Origin of the sequence: Collinsella aerofaciens (assembly GCF_015555045.1) — a bacterium.
Lineage (GTDB): Bacteria > Actinomycetota > Coriobacteriia > Coriobacteriales > Coriobacteriaceae > Collinsella > Collinsella aerofaciens_W.
On record NZ_JADNJQ010000004.1, the window covers coordinates 63,024 to 80,482 of the forward strand.

Below are 17,459 nucleotides of genomic sequence, written 5' to 3' on the forward strand. Positions count from 1 at the left end.
AAAGGAACGCCATGCGTCTGCCCATGAATACCTCGCTTGCCACGCTCAAGCCCTCCGGCATCCGTCGGATTAACGCGCTCGCCGCCCAGCATCCGGGGTGCATCGCGCTCGCGCTCGGCGAGCCCGATTTTCCCACGCCCGATGTGATTAGCGCCGAGGTGACCGCCGCACTGGACCGCGGCGACACGCACTATCCGCCCAACAACGGTCGCCCCGCCCTGCGTGAGGCGTTATCTGCCTACATGGGGGATGCGGGCCTTACGTTTTCGGCGGACGAGGTCATTCTGACCGACGGTGCGACCGAGGCCCTGTCGGCAGCATTCATGGCTATGCTCAACCCAGGCGACGAGGTCATTATTCCCACGCCGGCCTTTGGCCTGTACGAGAGCATCGTCGTGGCCAATCACGCCAAGGCGGTCTTTTTGGATACGGAGCCTGCGCAATTCCAGATTGACGAGGACGCACTTCGTGCTTACGTGACGCCGGCGACCAAGGCCATCGTCATCTGCTCGCCCAACAATCCTACGGGTTGCATCCTCAACACGGCGTCGCTCGACGCCGTGGCGCGCGTGGCGGAGGAGGCGGGCATCTACGTGGTCTGCGACGATGTATACAACCGCCTGGTCTACGTGGACGGCTACGAGCGCTTTGCCCAGCGCCACCCGGAGCTACGCGAGCAGACGGTAGTCATCGAGAGCTTCTCCAAACCCTGGGCCATGACCGGCTGGCGCTTGGGCTGGCTCGCAGCCGCAGCCCCCGTCATCGCCGAGATCGCAAAAGCTCACCAATACCTAGTATCGAGCGCCGTCTCCTTCGAGATGGACGCCGCCGCCCGAGCCCTGACCGTCGACCCAACCCCCATGCTCGAAGTCTACCGAGCCCGTCGCGAACGCGTACTCGCGGCCTTAGACGCCATGGGCCTCGACGTAGTAGAGCCCGCAGGAGCCTTCTACACTTTCCCGAGCATCAAAAAGTTCGGCCTAACCAGCGAAGACTTCTGCATCAAAGCCATCAAAGAGGCAAACGTAGCCCTAGTCCCGGGCGACTGTTTCGGAACCGAAGGCCACATCCGCCTAAGCTACTGCGTCTCCGACAAAGACCTAGACGAAGGCCTCCACCGCCTGTCCACCTTCATTTCGACCTTATAGTCCTCAGGGACGCAACACATCAGCCCACCGACCCAAGCATTATGAGCGGGGCGCGCCGGCCAACGGCAACCCTGGCTGTCCCAAAGTCAACACAGGTCGCGCCGCCAAAGGCCAGGCGCAAGCTTTTCGTAGATTCCGCACGAGCCGAAGAGCACTAAATGTGCTCTTCGTGCGAGCCCAGGACCTGACCGAGCGAAAAGCTTGCGCCTGGCCTTTGGCGGTGCGACCGAGATGGTGGAATTGTGTGCAGCCAGGGTTGCCGTTGACCGACGCCGGGGTCCCCGCCATAATACTTTCGGTTCACGCACGAATCCGCTGCCAGAGACAGCCGGCGCAAACGGGTCTTACCCGCGAGCTTAATGGGACTTCCCGCCAGCCGAGGTGGTCGAGTAGATATGTCTTCTCGCCCCCGTCGCTCATGCAGCGCGGGGGCTTTCTTTTTGGACATGCCCCCGTCACGTCCTTGTGGCGGACCGTGCCCGGAAAGAATTCGAGGAGGTGTAATTCATGCCCCAGCAGTACAAAATCGACAAGGTTGCAGAGATCGAGTCCCGTATCGCCGAGAACGCCGGTCTGTTCGTCGTCAACTACAACGGTCTGACGGTTAAGCAGGCTCAGGAGCTGCGTCATCAGCTTCGCGAGTGCGGCGCCGAGATGAAGGTCTACAAGAACAACCTGGTCAAGATCGCTCTCAAGAACCAGGAGCAGCCCGAGCTCGACGAGATCCTCGCCGGCCCCGTCGCTTATGTGTTCTACGAGTCCGAGCCGGTCGAGGCCGCTAAGGCCCTTAAGGACTTCTCCGCTAAGTCCAAGGGCGTCCTTGAGATCAAGGGCGGTATCTCCGACGGCAAGGCCGTTTCCGCTGATGATGTTAAGGCTATCGCCGAGCTGCCCACCAAGGATCAGCTTCTCGGCCAGATCGCCGGTCTCATCTCCGGTTTCGCTCGCGACATCGCTGTCTGCGTCAACGGCGTTTCCTCTGGTCTCGCTCGTTCGATCCAGCAGGTCTCCGAGCAGAAGGCAGCCTAGTTGCTGTTTTCACCCGCGGCGGCAACGCCGCACCCCTGGCGCATTCGCGTCGTGTTTTAACTGATCTCCGTGCATCCGCACGGAAACCGAAAGGACTTAGAAATGGCTAAGCTTACCACCGATGAGATCATCGATGCTCTTAAGGAAATGACCCTTCTCGAGGCTTCCGAGCTCGTCAAGGCTATCGAGGACACCTTCGGCGTTTCCGCCGCTGCTCCTGCCGCTGTTGTCGCCGCTCCCGCTGCTGGCGCTGCTGAGGCCGAGGAGAAGACCGAGTTTGACGTCGTGCTCGAGGGCTTCGGCGACAACAAGATCCAGGTCATCAAGGCCGTCCGTGAGCTCACCAACCTTGGCCTGAAGGAGGCCAAGGAGGTCGTCGAGGGCGCTCCCAAGGCTGTTCTCGAGGGTGCCAAGAAGGAGGACGCCGAGGCTGCCAAGGAGAAGCTCGAGGCTGCTGGCGCTGCTGTCACCCTCAAGTAATCAGGCTTTCTCGCCAGATTTCTTTGCAGACGGGGTTCGCATTGCGAGCCCCGTCTTTTTTGTTTTTTCGGTCCCTCGACATCGGTAGCTCAAACTGCCATGTTCTGTGATTTGCGTCGTATCGGGCACCCTGCCGTTGGGCAATAAAATTGCACCATTCGAGCAATAATTTGCGTTGACCTGCTGAAGAATTGTCTCTGCCTTGTAGCGACATATAGTTCCAGCGGTAAGATGCTTAGGTATCGCAATTTGGTCTGCGGCTGTGTGCCGCACGCATGGGGCGCTTTTGCGCCTGCGAAAGGATCTTTGAATAACATGAAGGCAATCATCCCCGCCGCCGGTCTTGGCACGCGTTTTCTGCCTGGCACCAAGTGCACGCCCAAAGAGATGCTGCCGGTGCTCGACAAGCCCGTCATTCAGTACGTCGTCGAGGAGGCGCTCGACCCCGAGGAAGTCGACGACGCCATCATCGTTACTTCTCCCGGTAAGCCCGAGCTACTGAACTACTTCCAGCCCGATCGCTCGCTCGAGAACCTGCTGCGCGAGCGCGGCAAGAACGCCTATGCCGATGCCGTCGCCCACGCTGGCGGTATGCCGGTCGACTTCCGCTATCAGTACGAGCCCAAGGGCCTCGGCCATGCTATTCGCTCTGCTGCCGACGCCGTGGCAGGGGAGAACTTCCTGGTTCTTCTGGGCGACTACGTTGTGCCTAACCGCGACATCTGCGACAAGATGCTCGCCGTTTCCAAGGAGCACGGTGGCGCTTCGGTTATCGCCGTCGCTGCTTGCTCGCCCGAGGAAGTCAGCCGCTACGGCGTTATCGCCGGTGAGCGCGTCGGTTCGCTCGAGGGTGCCGAGGACGTTGCCGATGCAGAGCCGGGCGCTGTCTGGCGCATCGGCGGTCTGGTCGAGAAGCCCGCTCCCGAGGCGGCTCCGTCCAATCTGTACATCGTCGGTCGCTACCTGCTGAGCCCGCTGGTCATGGACCTGCTGGCAGATCAGCAGGCCGGCAAGGGCGGCGAGATCCAGCTCACCGACGCCATGGCCCGTTCGCTCGATCGCGAGGCCATGTATGCCGTCGTCATTGACCCGCTGTCGGGCTACGACACCGGCACTCCCTCTGGCTGGATGGCCACCAACGCCCTCATGGCCGCAAGCGACCCCCGCTTTGCCGATGCCTTCTGGGACGCCATCGACGAGCGCGGCGGATTGATGCGCAAGTAAACCTTCGGACATCGACATTTACGGGCGCGGACCTCGGTTCGCGCCCGTTTTTTTATAAGAGCTGCGATTGTTGGCTCTCTGTTCACAGAAATTATATGAACAGATGTTCGGTATACTACTATCTACCTGCGCATTTTCTGTCGAAAAACTTTGCTACTCCAAAAACTCAATCGCGTCAAGGCTTTTCTTGCCCAACGGTCGGTACCTGATAAACTATTAGGTTGCGATAACTGGCGAAGCTATGCCTCGCCAACCCACCGAGCATTTCCGTGAAGGAGGAAAAACCTGGTGACCTACGCATACACTGCCACTGAGCGCAAGCGCGTCAGCTTCGGGAAAATCCCGGAGGCCATGGAGCTCCCCAACCTTATCTCTGTTCAAAGGGAATCCTTTGAGCGTTTTAAGGACGAGGGCCTTCGTGAGGCGTTCAAGGAATCCAGCCCCATCCAGAGCCAGAACCATGTTCTCGAGGTTACCTTCGGCGAGCATCAGTTCGGCGATCCCGCGCACACCGTCGAGGAGTGCCGCGAGAAGGATATGACCTATCAGGCTCCGCTCCTGACCGACGTCCGTCTCACCAACAAGGAGACCGGCGAGATCAAGGAGCAGCTCGTCTTTATGGGCGACTTCCCCATGATGACCGATCAGGGCACCTTCATCATCAACGGTACCGAGCGTATCGTCGTCTCGCAGCTCGTCCGCTCCCCGGGTGTGTACTACAGCTCTGAGATGGATTCGGGCAAGCAGATCTACAAGGCCCAGATCATCCCGTCCCGCGGTGCCTGGCTTGAGTTTGAGGTCGACAAGCGCGACCAGCTCATGGTCTCCATCGACCGTAAGCGCAAGCAGAGCGCCACGATGTTCCTGCGCGCCCTTGGCATCGCCGTCACCAACGACGACATCATCGAGCTGCTCGGCAACTCCGATGTGATCAAGCGCACCCTGGAGCGCGACACCGCCCTCACCCGCGAGGACGCTCTCATCGAGATCTACCGTCGCCTGCGCCCGGGCGAGCCCCCCACCGTGGACGCTTCCCGCAGCCTGCTCGAGGGCCTGCTCTTCAACCCGCAGCGCTACGATCTGGCCCGCGTCGGTCGTTACAAGGTCAACAAGAAGCTCAACCTCACCACCGAGGAAGAGGTCACGGTGCTCACCGACGAGGATATCGTCGCGACGCTGCGCTACCTCCTGTCCCTCGCTGCCGGCGAGCAGGGCTTCAAGGTCGACGACATCGACCACTTCGGCAACCGCCGCATCCGTACCGTCGGCGAGCTCGTCGCCAACCAGTTCCGTATCGGCATGAGCCGTATGGAGCGCGTCGTCCGTGAGCGCATGAGCTCCCAGGACATCGACGAGATCACCCCGCAGTCGCTCATCAACATCCGCCCGATCGTGGCCTCCATCAAGGAGTTCTTCGGTTCCTCGCAGCTCTCGCAGTTCATGGACCAGGCGAACCCCCTGACCGGTCTGACCCACAAGCGCCGTCTGTCCGCACTCGGCCCTGGCGGTCTTGCCGGCCACAAGTCCGGCTCCAGCCGGCGCACCAACGTGCCGACGGCCGTTCGCGACGTTCACAACTCGCACTACAGCCGCATGTGTCCGATCGAGACCCCCGAAGGCCCCAACATCGGCCTGATCGGCTCGCTCGCCCTCTACGCCCGCGTCAACGAGTACGGCTTCATCGAGGCCCCGTTCCGCCGCGTCGAGAACGGCGTTGCCACCGACCAGATCGACTGGATGACCGCTGACGAGGAAGAGAAGCACGTCATCGCGCCGGCCAACACGCCGCTCGATCCCAAGACCAACGAGTTCATCACGACCGATGCCGAGGGCAAGCTTGTCCGCCCGCACACCGTGATCGCCCGTACCCGCGACTTCGACGGCTCCTTCGGCGCTCCCGCCGACGTGCCCGTCGAGGACGTCGACTACATGGACGTCTCGCCGCGTCAGATGCTCTCCGTCGCAGCCACGCTGATCCCGTTCCTCGAGCACGACGACGCCAAGCGTACGCTGATGGGCGCTAACATGCAGCGTCAGGCCGTGCCGCTGGTTCACCCTGCCGCTCCCTATGTCGGTACCGGCATGGAGCGTCGCGCCGCTCTGGACTCCGGCGAGGTCACCCTGGCCAAGAACGCCGGCGAGGTCATCTTTGCCGACGCCGCCAAGATCATCGTCAAGCATGCCGGCGGCATGGACGAGTATCACCTGGCCAAGTACCAGCGCTCCAACCAGTCCACCTGCATCAACCACCGTCCGCTCGTGCGCGTCGGTGACACCGTTGAGCAGGGCGAGCCTCTGGCCGACGGTCCTTCGACCGATCACGGCGAGCTCGCACTGGGCCAGAACCTCACCGTGGCCTACATGCCGTGGGAAGGCTTTAACTACGAGGACGGTATCGTCGTGTCCGAGCGCCTGGTGGCCGAGGACCTGCTGACGACCATCAACATCACCCGTCACGAGATCGATGCCCGCGACACCAAGCTCGGCCCCGAGGAGATCACCCGCGAGATCCCGAACCTCTCCGAGGATATGCTTGCCAACCTCGACGAGGACGGCATTATCCGCATCGGCGCTGAGGTCGGCCCTGGCGACATCCTGGTCGGCAAGGTCACGCCTAAGGGCGAGAGCGCTCTGACCGCCGAGGAGCGCCTGCTGCGCGCCATCTTCGGTGCCAAGGCCCACGACGTCCGCGACACCTCCCTTAAGATGCCTCACGGCGCTTACGGCCGCGTCATCGACGTTGTACGCTTTAGCCGCGAGAACGGCGACGATCTGGCCCCCGGCGTCAACGAGCAGGTGCGCGTCTACGTCGCCCAGCGTCGTAAGATCCAGCAGGGCGATAAGATCGCCGGCCGCCACGGCAACAAGGGTGTTATCTGTAACGTTCTGCCGGTCGAGGACATGCCCTACATGGCTGACGGTACCCCGATCGACGTTATCCTCAACCCGCTGGGCGTTCCTTCGCGTATGAACGTCGGCCAGCTGCTCGAGTGCCACCTTGGCTGGGCTGCTGCCTGCGGTTGGGATACCGAGCAGGCCGACTCCGACAAGTACGTCCCCGGTCCGTTCTTCACCGCCACGCCTGTCTTTGACGGCGCCAAGGAGGATGAGATCGCCGAGGTCATTCGTCGTGCCAACAAGAACATGCTCAACAAGGCCACCGCTGCCTTTGGCGATCACATGCGTCCCGAGTTCGTCACCCAGCTTGACGAGCGCGGCAAGACCCGTCTGTTCGACGGCCGCACCGGCGAGGAGTTCCGCGAGCCCATTACCGTGGGTACGTCCTACATCCTCAAGCTCGGCCACATGGTCGACGACAAGATCCACGCCCGTTCGACTGGCCCTTACAGCCTGGTTACCCAGCAGCCTCTGGGCGGCAAGGCCCAGTTCGGCGGCCAGCGCTTCGGCGAGATGGAAGTTTGGGCACTGTACGCATACGGTGCTTCCAACGTCCTGCAGGAGATCCTGACCGTCAAGTCCGACGATACCGTGGGCCGCGTCAAGACTTACGAGTCCATCGTCAAGGGCGAGAACGTTCCGGTTCCGGGTATCCCCGAGTCCTTCAAGGTTCTCGTCAAGGAGATCCGTTCCCTCGCGCTGGACATCGAGCCCATGCACGATGCCGACGAGGACGCCTCCGCCCCTGTGACCGCCGAGGAGACCTCTGCTCTCGACGACCTGGCTGCGCTCGCCGGCGTTGACGCCGACGTCGAGGCCCAGGATGCCGAGACCGCCGAGGCACCCGAGGCTGTCGCCGCCACGACCACTGATAAGGAGTAGTTGACTGTGGCAGATTTCGAAGCTACTGATTTTGACTCGGTAAAGATCTCCCTTGCCTCCGCCGACCAGATCCGTTCCTGGTCGCACGGTGAGGTCAAGAAGCCGGAGACCATCAATTACCGTACCCTCAAGCCCGAGAAGGACGGCCTGTTCTGCGAGAAGATCTTCGGTCCCGCCAAGGACTGGGAGTGCTCCTGCGGCAAGTACAAGGGCATCCGCTTTAAGGGCATCGTCTGCGAGCGCTGCGGCGTCGAGGTCACCTCGGCCAAGGTGCGTCGCGACCGCATGGGCCACATCGAGCTCGCCGCACCCGTGTCCCACATCTGGTACTTCAAGAGCCCCACGAGCTTCCCGATGAGCCGTATGCTCGACATCAAGTCCAAGGACCTCGAGAAGGTTCTGTACTTTGCCAGCTACATCATCACCGAGGTTGACTACGAGGCTCGCGAGGCCGACGCCGACGACCTGCGCGAGGAGCTCGCCGCCGATCTGGAAGAGATCGATGCCGAGTGCGCCCGTCAGATCGAGTCCCTCAAGGAGCAGGGCGACCCCGAGAACTTTGACGAGTTCTCCGACGAGGAGCCGCTGACCCCCGAGGAGATCGCCTCTGGCATCGTCGACATCGAGGAAGAGTGCAAGGACGAGAAGCAGCTCCGCACGGACGCCTTCAACGCCTTCATGAAGCTCACCGAGCGCGACCTCATCTCCGATGAGCCGCTGTTCCGCGAGATGACCCGTTACTACTCCATGTACTTCAAGGGTGGTATGGGTGCCGAGGCTGTCCGCGACCTGCTCGCTGCCATCGACCTCCCCTCCGAGGCCGAGAAACTCAAGGCCATCATCGCCGACGAGGATTCCCAGAAGCAGAAGCGCGAGAAGGCCGTCAAGCGCCTTGAGGTCGTTGACGCCTTCCTGAAGGGCGGCAACAGCCCCGCGAACATGATCCTGGACGTCATCCCGGTCATTCCGCCCGATCTGCGCCCGATGGTCCAGCTCGACGGCGGCCGCTTCGCCGCGTCCGACCTCAACGACCTGTATCGTCGCGTGATCAACCGTAACAACCGACTCAAGCGCCTGCTCGACCTGGACGCCCCCGCGATCATCGTGAACAACGAGAAGCGCATGCTCCAGGAGTCCGTGGACGCCCTGTTCGACAACGGCCGTCGTGGTCGCCCGGTCTCTGGCCGTGGCGGTCGCCCGCTCAAGTCGCTCGCCGAGGCCCTCAAGGGCAAGCAGGGTCGTTTCCGTCAGAACCTGCTGGGTAAGCGTGTCGACTACTCCGGCCGTTCGGTTATCGTTACCGACCCCAAGCTGCTGCTGCACCAGTGCGGTCTGCCCAAGACCATGGCGCTGGAGCTCTTCAAGCCCTTCGTCATGAAGCGCCTGGTCGAGCTTGGCAAGGTCGAGAACATCAAGGGTGCCAAGCGCGCTATCGACCGCGGTGCCACCTTTGTGTGGGACATCCTCGAAGAGGTCATCGACGGCCGCGTCGTGCTGCTCAACCGTGCACCGACCCTGCACCGTCTGTCCATCCAGGCCTTTGAGCCGGTGCTGGTCGAGGGCAAGGCTATCCACCTGCATCCGCTGGTCTGCTCGCCCTTCAACGCCGACTTCGACGGCGACCAGATGTCTGTCCACGTGCCGCTGTCCAGCCAGGCTCAGGCCGAGGCCCGCGTGCTCATGCTCTCTGCGAACAACCTGCGCTCGCCGGCATCCGGCAAGCCGGTCAACATCCCCTCGCAGGACATGATCATCGGTGTGTACTACCTGACCCAGGTCCGCGACGGTCTGCCGGGCGAGAACCACGTGTTCGCCAGCTTTGACGACGCGCTGCACGCCTATGACTGCCGCTCCGAGGTCGACATGCAGGCCAAGATTCAGGTCCGCGTGTCCGCTGCCGACGCCAATGTCATCAACGAGGACGGCACCCGTATCTTCCGCGTCAAGAACGGCAAGAACGAGTTTGTCGACTACGACGTCACCGGCAACAAGACCGCGCGCTTCGAGACCTCCATCGGCCGCATCATCTTCAACCGCCAGTGCCTGCCCGAAGACTATGAGTTCATGAACTACAAGATGGTCAAGGGCGACGTAGCCAAGCTGGTTGCCGACTGCTGCGATCGCTATCCCGAGGCCAAGGTCGGTCCGATCCTCGACGCCATCAAGTACTCCGGCTTCCACTACGCTACCCGCGCCGGCCTCACCATCTCGGTGTGGGACGCTCTCATCCCTGCCGAGAAGCAGGAGCTGCTCGACCGCGCCCAGGCCAACGTCGACCAGATCAACGAGTACTTCGAGGAGGGCTTCATCAACGAGACGGAGCGCCACATCGAAGTCGTTAACGAGTGGACCGCTTGCACCGACAAGGTTGCAGCGCTCATGCTCGACTTGTTCGACGAGGAGAACCCGCTCTACATGATGGCCGACTCCGGCGCCCGTGGTTCTAAGACCCAGCTGCGTCAGCTCGGCGGCATGCGTGGCCTGATGGCAGACATGTCCGGCGAGACGATCGACCTTCCCATTAAGGCGAACTTCCGCGAGGGTCTGCTGCCGCTCGAGTACTTCATTTCGACCTACGGCGCCCGTAAGGGCCTGGTCGATACCGCATCCCACACCTCGGACTCCGGTTACCTGACCCGTCGTCTGGTTGACGTGGCCCAGGACGTCATCGTCCGCGAGGAGGACTGCGGTACGCACGAGGGCGTCACTTACAACCTCATCATCCCCGGCACCACCGACCTCAACACCGACCTCGTCGGCCGTTGCTTCATTGAGGACGTCGTGGCTCCCGATGGCACCGTGCTCTTTGAGCAGGACGGCTACATCGAGAAGGTCGCCGACATCCAGAAGATGGTCGATGCCGGCCTTAAGAAGGTCAAGCTTCGCGCGCTGCTCACCTGCCGTTCCAAGTACGGCGTGTGCCAGAAGTGCTACGGCTGGGATCTTTCCACCCGTCGTCCGGTCGCCATCGGTACCGCGGTCGGCATTATTGCCGCCCAGTCCATCGGCGAGCCCGGTACGCAGCTTACGATGCGTACCATTCACTCCGGCGGCGTCGCTGGCGTCGACGATATTACGCAGGGTCTGCCTACGGTCAGCCGTATGTTCGATATCGTCGGCAACGTCAACGAGAAGATTCTGGGTCGCGAGGCCGAGCTGGCTCCGTACTCCGGCCACCTCTCGATTAAGCCCGAGAAGTCCGAGTATGTGCTGACGCTCACCGACTCCGAGGACCACACCCGTGTCCTCGACGAGCGTCGCGTCCCCGCTTCGGTGCGCTTTATGCCCGAGATCGAGGACGGCTGCGAGGTTCGCGCCGGCGACCAGATCACCAAGGGCTTCGTCAACTTCCGCAACCTGCGCAAGCTGACCGACATCGAGTCGACGATGCACACCTTCGTCGAGAGCGTCAAGGACGTCTACACCAGCCAGGGCGTCGACCTGAACGACAAGCACATCGAGGTGCTCGCACGTCAGATGCTGCGTCGCGTTCAGATCACCAACCCCGGTGACTCCAAGTACCTGCTTGGTCAGTATGTTGACCGCTATGAGTTCGCCGACGAGGTCGAGCGCGTTGCCCGTCTGGGCGGTCAGGCTCCCGTGGCCGAGCCCGTCATCCTGGGTACGCTCAAGGTCGCGTCCAACATCGACTCCTGGCTGTCGAGCGCTTCGTTCATCCGTACCGCTGGCGTCCTTACCGAGGCTGCCATCGAGGGCAAGGTCGATCACCTGCTCGACCTTAAGTCCAACGTCATCGTCGGTAAGAAGATCCCGGCTGGTACCGGCCTCAAGCCGTACGCCAACGCCAAGCTGACGTATCGCACGGCCGACGGCTATGTCGACATCGACGGTCCGGCTTCGCCCAATGCCAAGTCGCTGCCTGAGTGGGCTCCTGTGGAGCTCAAGGACCTGGACGAGCAGCTCCCGCAGCAGCTCGACTGGGCCGGCTACGACGAGTTCGGTGGTGCTGACGGTTCGTTCACCCGCAACGGCCACACCATCTCCGCCGAGAAGGCTCGCCTGTACCTGTTCGACGACCTGGGCGTGTCGCAGCGCTGGACCAACAAGTTCAGCGAGGTCGGCATCGAGACGGTCGGCGACCTGGTCGGCAAGTCCGAGGAGGATCTGCTGCGCATCGATGGCATCGGTGCCAAGGCGATCGAGGAGCTCCGTGACGGCCTGGAGGCCCACGACCTGCTCTACATCCTCGAGAACAACGACGACGTTGCCGACGAGGAAGACCTCTCGCAGCTGTTGCAGATGGTCTTTAGCCCCGACGGTCCGGACGATATCCTGCTGGGTACCTCCGCTCCGACGCATCACGCCGACGCCGACGAGGAGCTCCTGGGCGCCCCGATCGACGACAAGAAGGCTCCCGCCAACGGCGCGATCAACGAGGACATGGCTTCCCTCGACGAGCTGCTCAACCAGCTCGTGGACACCGACGACGCCGAAGAGGCCAAGGACAACGACGAGGAGTAATTTCCTAGTACGTTAACCGTCCTTCCAAAGACCCGCTTCCCAACAGGGGAGCGGGTCTTTTTTGTTGAAGAAAACCTACCAAAAAGGGACAGGTTTATTTTGGTAGGTTATTCCTGCTTGAATTTGAAACATTTCGTTCGGTCAAAGCGTATCTATGGTGAGGGCCTCAGCAAGAAACATCAGCATCACCGGGAGGTGATTATGGAAGAACAAGCATTTAGACAGGCGGTCGAGGATCACCGTGATGTCGTGTTTCGAATCGCATTGACGTATCTGCGCGATCGTGCCGATGCCGACGATGTCGCTCAAGACGTCTTTCTGAAGTTACTCAAAAGCGATGCCCAATTTGAAAGCTGGGAACATCTTCGTCGATGGCTTATCCGGGTCACGATCAATGAATGCAAATCTCTCTTTCGAAAGCCATGGAGGCGTGTGGAGGATATTGAGAACCTGGCCGATTCGCTTTCGACGGCGCAGGAGGAGACCAAGGCGGTCCTGTCAGACGTTATGCGACTTCCGGAACGATTCCGTGTTCCCATCATGCTCTATTACTATCTGGGCTTTTCGACCTCAGAGATTGCCGAGTTATTGCATGTGCCAGCCGCGACTGTTCGAACGCGTTTGGCTCGCGGCAGATCGAAGCTCAAGTTCATCCTAGAGGAGGGCGACCGTGAAATCCAATCAAATCAAGCAGGCCTTCGAGTCCGTCCAAGCCGATAGCGATCTTGCTGACCGTGTTCTTTATGCCGCTGCTGGTGAGCCGCTTCGCCGAAAGGGTCACGCGAAGCCTCTGTATGTTGCCGTGATCGGATGCCTTGCCGGAGTGCTGGCGACCGGAGGGGTCGCCTACGCCTTCGTCAATTCCAGCTATTTTGCCTCTGCCTGGGGAAACCACGGCAACGGGGATTCCATTACCTGGACCAACGGCGGCTCATCGGGAACTAAATATACCTACACCAGAGAGTTTGGCGATGGCATCGCGCCCCAAAGCCTGGAAGGCGCAGTCCAGGAGGTTAATCTGTCCGTCGAGGGCAACGGCTATACGCTTGATATCCATGAGATGGCAATCGACCAAAACGGCTGCGGAGCCGTGACGTTTACGTTGTCCAATCCAAATGGAGTTAACTACTACAAGCCAGCAGCAGAGATTGGCGAACTTGTTCTCTATGGTGAAGAAGAGCAGGGCATCGGCACGCCCGATATGAAGTTCGGCGAGGAATGGCCTGACACACGCAGCACAATTGATAAGGACACATCAAGCGATACTGTCATTAATGGCACGATGTACTTTGCCGCTATGGATCGCGAGCGAGATTTGCAACATGCTGTCACCTGGAATATCCATTGGACCGAGGGTGAAGGTGAGAGTGCGAGGCGGTTTGAGGCGTCGACACCCGAGTTCAATATTGGAGCGTACGTCGATACAAAGGAACTCCGCTCCGGTGACTCGCCTCTTGAGATTAGCCCGTTTTCCATCCAGACGCACATCGATGATTTGGGCTATGAAGCAGTTGATAATAAGCTGACCGTCAGCTACAAGGATGGATCGGAGCAGATTATCGAAGATGACGACGCAGGGGTGTTCAACTTATATTTTTCTTATGGGCGCAATAGCGGAGAGAACATCTGGGTGCCAACGAAGTTGATTGATGTCGATCAAGTTGTCTCGGTAACCCTTGAAATTGTGAGGTATACATCAACAGGGGAGACCGAAACGAAAGAGCCCTTTACCATCGTCTATTCGTAAGATTTGGGGTCGCTTCCTACTAGGGGAAGCGGCCTCTTTTGCGTTAAATGGAAACGCCGCCGATTTCCATGCGACAGATGAGAGCAGATCACCGCTGGAGCGCGACGTTTCCCCAGATAAAACCGACCAAAATAAACCTGTCCCTATTTGGAAGGGAACGTTGCCCCGACAAGCACGTCGGATTCCCGGTCCGGGCGGCCCGCTGTTTAAGTTTGTCGCGAGTTCCGCACGCAAAGGAAAGCACTTAATGTGCTTTCCGTCTTGCGCAGGACTGTAGAGCAGCAAACTTAAACAGCGGGCCGCCCGGGCCGGGAATCCGCCCCCGCGCACAGGAGGGGATTCCTTTTGTGTAGGCTTTGCGGAAATATGGCTATTTTGGGATACGCCCGGCGGCGTGGTCTGTTGACGGCACAGCTAACGCCACGTATCCTATCGAACTGCGTGTTTCGTAGGGGGATGCTGACCCCTCGATTCAAGCCGTTGCACTTTACAGAAAGCTGGAATCATTCGAGAAGGAGTACGCTTTGCCTACTATTAACCAGCTGGTTCGCCAGGGCCGTCGTTCCGTGCCCAAGAAGTCCAAGAACGCTGCTCTGCAGCACAACTCCCAGAAGCGCGGCGTGTGCACCCGCGTCTTCACCACGAGCCCCAAGAAGCCGAACTCGGCTCTTCGTAAGGTTGCCCGTGTTCGCCTCGTCAACGGCATCGAAGTTACTGCTTACATCCCGGGTGAGGGCCACAACCTGCAGGAGCACTCCATCGTGCTCGTCCGCGGCGGTCGTGTCCGTGACCTCCCTGGTGTCCGTTATCACGTCATCCGTGGCGCCTACGACGCTGCTCCGGTCCAGAACCGTATGCAGGCCCGTTCCAAGTACGGTGCTAAGCGCCCCAAGGCTAAATAAGCCAGATAACGTTTTGATACTTTCGCCGTGTGCCGCCTAAGGGCCGCACGGTAGACACTTAAGGAGATTTCACATGCCGCGTCGTGCAGCAGCTAATCGTCGTGAGGTTCAGCCTGACGCCGTTTACAACAACCGCCTGGTGACTCAGCTCATCAACAAGGTCCTTCTTGACGGCAAGAAGGCCACCGCTGAGCGCATCGTTTACACCGCTTTCGAGATCGTTGCCGAGAAGTCCGAGGGTGGCGACGCTCTCGCTACCTTCAAGAAGGCTATGGACAACGTCAAGCCCACGCTCGAGGTTAAGCCCAAGCGTGTCGGTGGCGCTACCTATCAGGTCCCGATGGAGGTCAACTCCCGTCGTTCCACCGCTCTGGGCATCCGCTGGATCGTCAACTTCTCCCGCGCTCGCAAGGAGAAGACCATGGCCGAGCGTCTCGCCAACGAGATCCTCGACGCTTCCAACGGCCTGGGCGCTTCCGTCAAGAAGCGTGAGGACGTCTTCAAGATGGCCGAGGCCAACCGCGCGTTCTCTCACTATCGTTGGTAAGTTAAGGTAAGGAACTAACATGGCTAAGCCTAAGTACAAGCTTTCCGATACCCGTAACATCGGCATCATGGCTCACATCGATGCCGGTAAGACCACCACGACCGAGCGTATTCTTTACTACACCGGTAAGACCCACAAGATCGGTGAGGTCCATGAGGGCGCTGCCACCATGGACTGGATGGTTCAGGAGCAGGAGCGCGGCGTAACCATTACCTCCGCTGCTACCACCTGCTTCTGGAACAAGGACGGTAAGGACTACCGCATCCAGATCATCGACACCCCGGGCCACGTTGACTTCACCGCCGAGGTCGAGCGCTGCCTGCGCGTCCTCGATGGCGCTGTCGCCGTCTTCGACGCCGTTGCCGGCGTTCAGCCCCAGTCTGAGACCGTTTGGCGTCAGGCTTCTACCTTCAACGTCCCCCGCATCGCCTTCATCAACAAGTATGACCGCGTGGGCGCTGACTTCTTCAACGCTATCGAGACCATGAAGGATCGTCTCGATGCTAACGCCGTGGCCGCTCAGGTCCCGATGGGCGCCGAGGACAACTTCTGGGGTGTCATCGACCTGGTCACCATGACTGCATGGGACTTCAAGGCCGACGAGAAGGGTATGACCTACCCCGAGCCGATGGACGAGATCCCGGCTGAGTTTGCCGACATCGCTGCCACCAAGCGCGAGGAGCTCCTTGACGCTGCTGCCAGCTTTGACGACGAGCTCATGGAGAAGATCCTCATGGAGGAGGACTTCACCGTCGAGGAGCTCAAGGCTGCTCTGCGCAAGGGCGTTCTGGCCAACGAGCTCAACCTCGTCTTCGTGGGTTCCGCCTACAAGAACAAGGGCGTTCAGGAGCTGCTCGACGCTGTCGTCGACTACCTGCCCAGCCCGCTCGACGTCGAGGCCGTCACCGGTACCGATCCGGACACCGGCGAGGAGATTCAGCGTCATCCTTCCTTCGACGAGCCCTTCTCCGGCCTGGTCTTCAAGATCATGACCGACCCGTTCGTCGGTAAGCTCACCTATGTCCGCGTTTACTCCGGCCGCGCCGAGTCCGGCTCCTACGTGGTCAACGCTTCCAACGGTCAGCGCGAGCGCCTCGGCCGCATCCTCGAGATGAACGCCGCCGAGCGTATCGACCGTGACGACGCTGCCGCTGGCGACATCGTCGCTTGCGTCGGCTTCAAGAACTCCACCACCGGTGACACCCTGTGCGCCGAGGGCAAGGAGATCGTCCTCGAGAAGATCGAGTTCGCTAAGCCCGTTATCGACGTTGCCATCGAGCCCAAGACCAAGGCCGAGCAGGATAAGATGTCCCTGGCTCTGACCAAGCTCGCCGAGGAGGACCCGACCTTCCAGGTGTCCACCAACCACGAGACCGGCCAGACCATTATCGCCGGCATGGGCGAGCTGCACCTCGAGATCATCGTCGACCGTCTGCTCCGCGAGTTCAAGGTTGACGCTAACGTTGGTAAGCCCCAGGTTGCCTACCGCGAGACCGCTGGTCACGACGTCGAGAAGGCTGAGGGCAAGTTCGTCCGTCAGTCCGGTGGTCGCGGTCAGTACGGCCACGCCGTCATCAAGCTCGAGAAGATGGAGGAGGGCTTCGGCTACGAGTTCGTCAACGCTATCGTCGGCGGCGTCGTGCCCAAAGAGTACATCCCGTCCATCGACAAGGGCATCCAGGAGGCCCTGAACACCGGTGTTATCGCCGGCTTCCCGGTCCTCGACGTTAAGGTCACCCTGTTCGACGGTTCTTACCACGAGGTCGACTCCTCCGAGGCCGCCTTCAAGATCGCCGGTTCCATGGCTATCAAGGACGCCCTCAAGAAGTCCGATCCGCAGCTGCTCGAGCCGATCATGGCTGTCGAGGTTGAGACCCCCGAGCAGTACATGGGCGACGTTATGGGCAACCTCTCCGGTCGCCGCGGCAAGATCGAGGGCATGGAGGATCGCAAGAACAGCAAGCTCATCCGTGCCAAGGTGCCGCTGGGCGAGATGTTCGGTTACGCTACCGACCTTCGCTCCCAGACCCAGGGCCGTGCATCCTACACGATGCAGTTCGACTCTTATGAGCCCGCGCCCAAGTCCATCGTGGACGAGGTCATGAGCAAGAACGCCTAAG

Annotated in this window: 11 protein-coding genes; all 11 read left to right on the forward strand. The window is 60.6% G+C overall.

The window, feature by feature from the left end; translation table 11 throughout:
- Positions 1-11 precede the first annotated feature (11 nt).
- The 11 genes from I2E45_RS02625 to fusA all read left to right on the forward strand — a co-directional run bounded on the left by I2E45_RS02625 (position 12) and on the right by fusA (position 17,458).
- Positions 12-1,148 (forward strand): pyridoxal phosphate-dependent aminotransferase, encoded by a 1,137-nt coding sequence (locus tag I2E45_RS02625; RefSeq protein WP_195444128.1) that lies wholly within the window; start codon positions 12-14, stop codon positions 1,146-1,148.
- Positions 1,149-1,655: 507 nt separating this feature from the next.
- Complete coding sequence (rplJ, locus tag I2E45_RS02630) at positions 1,656-2,177, forward strand: 50S ribosomal protein L10 (RefSeq protein ID WP_006235004.1); 522 nt, start codon at positions 1,656-1,658, stop codon at positions 2,175-2,177.
- 102 nt (positions 2,178-2,279) lie between these two features.
- Positions 2,280-2,657: a 50S ribosomal protein L7/L12 gene (gene rplL, locus I2E45_RS02635; RefSeq protein ID WP_006235005.1), complete on the forward strand. Its 378-nt coding sequence runs from the start codon at positions 2,280-2,282 to the stop codon at positions 2,655-2,657.
- Between the two features lie 315 nt (positions 2,658-2,972).
- Complete coding sequence (locus I2E45_RS02640; RefSeq protein ID WP_055250255.1) at positions 2,973-3,881, forward strand: UTP--glucose-1-phosphate uridylyltransferase; 909 nt, start codon at positions 2,973-2,975, stop codon at positions 3,879-3,881.
- A gap of 288 nt (positions 3,882-4,169) precedes the next feature.
- Positions 4,170-7,661: a DNA-directed RNA polymerase subunit beta gene (gene rpoB / locus I2E45_RS02645; protein WP_271738607.1), complete on the forward strand. Its 3,492-nt coding sequence runs from the start codon at positions 4,170-4,172 to the stop codon at positions 7,659-7,661.
- A gap of 6 nt (positions 7,662-7,667) precedes the next feature.
- A complete protein-coding gene (locus I2E45_RS02650) occupies positions 7,668-12,143 on the forward strand; it encodes a DNA-directed RNA polymerase subunit beta' (protein WP_187361807.1) in 4,476 nt (1,491 codons plus the stop codon).
- A 201-nt stretch (positions 12,144-12,344) separates the two neighbouring features.
- A complete protein-coding gene (locus tag I2E45_RS02655) occupies positions 12,345-12,863 on the forward strand; it encodes an RNA polymerase sigma factor (protein WP_195364297.1) in 519 nt (172 codons plus the stop codon).
- Positions 12,814-13,890: a DUF4179 domain-containing protein gene (locus tag I2E45_RS02660; RefSeq protein WP_195364298.1), complete on the forward strand. Its 1,077-nt coding sequence runs from the start codon at positions 12,814-12,816 to the stop codon at positions 13,888-13,890. The genes I2E45_RS02655 and I2E45_RS02660 overlap by 50 nt, the downstream gene beginning before the upstream one ends.
- A 524-nt stretch (positions 13,891-14,414) precedes the next feature.
- Positions 14,415-14,792 (forward strand): 30S ribosomal protein S12, encoded by a 378-nt coding sequence (gene rpsL, locus I2E45_RS02665; RefSeq protein ID WP_006235012.1) that lies wholly within the window; start codon positions 14,415-14,417, stop codon positions 14,790-14,792.
- A 73-nt stretch (positions 14,793-14,865) separates the two neighbouring features.
- Positions 14,866-15,339, forward strand: a complete 474-nt coding sequence (gene rpsG, locus I2E45_RS02670; protein WP_006235013.1) for a 30S ribosomal protein S7 — start codon at positions 14,866-14,868, stop codon at positions 15,337-15,339.
- 19 nt (positions 15,340-15,358) lie between these two features.
- Complete coding sequence (fusA, locus tag I2E45_RS02675; RefSeq protein ID WP_022094183.1) at positions 15,359-17,458, forward strand: elongation factor G; 2,100 nt, start codon at positions 15,359-15,361, stop codon at positions 17,456-17,458.
- Position 17,459 lies beyond the last annotated feature (1 nt).

What these genes read in the sequence shown, in the direction of transcription:
- I2E45_RS02625 (WP_195444128.1), top strand. Translation starts at nt 12, where the DNA reads ATGCGTCTGCCCATGAATACCTCGCTTGCCACGCTCAAGCCCTCCGGC.
- rplJ (WP_006235004.1), top strand. Translation starts at nt 1,656, where the DNA reads ATGCCCCAGCAGTACAAAATCGACAAGGTTGCAGAGATCGAGTCCCGT.
- rplL (WP_006235005.1), top strand. Translation starts at nt 2,280, where the DNA reads ATGGCTAAGCTTACCACCGATGAGATCATCGATGCTCTTAAGGAAATG.
- I2E45_RS02640 (WP_055250255.1), top strand. Translation starts at nt 2,973, where the DNA reads ATGAAGGCAATCATCCCCGCCGCCGGTCTTGGCACGCGTTTTCTGCCT.
- I2E45_RS02655 (WP_195364297.1), top strand. Translation starts at nt 12,345, where the DNA reads ATGGAAGAACAAGCATTTAGACAGGCGGTCGAGGATCACCGTGATGTC.
- rpsG (WP_006235013.1), top strand. Translation starts at nt 14,866, where the DNA reads ATGCCGCGTCGTGCAGCAGCTAATCGTCGTGAGGTTCAGCCTGACGCC.
- fusA (WP_022094183.1), top strand. Translation starts at nt 15,359, where the DNA reads ATGGCTAAGCCTAAGTACAAGCTTTCCGATACCCGTAACATCGGCATC.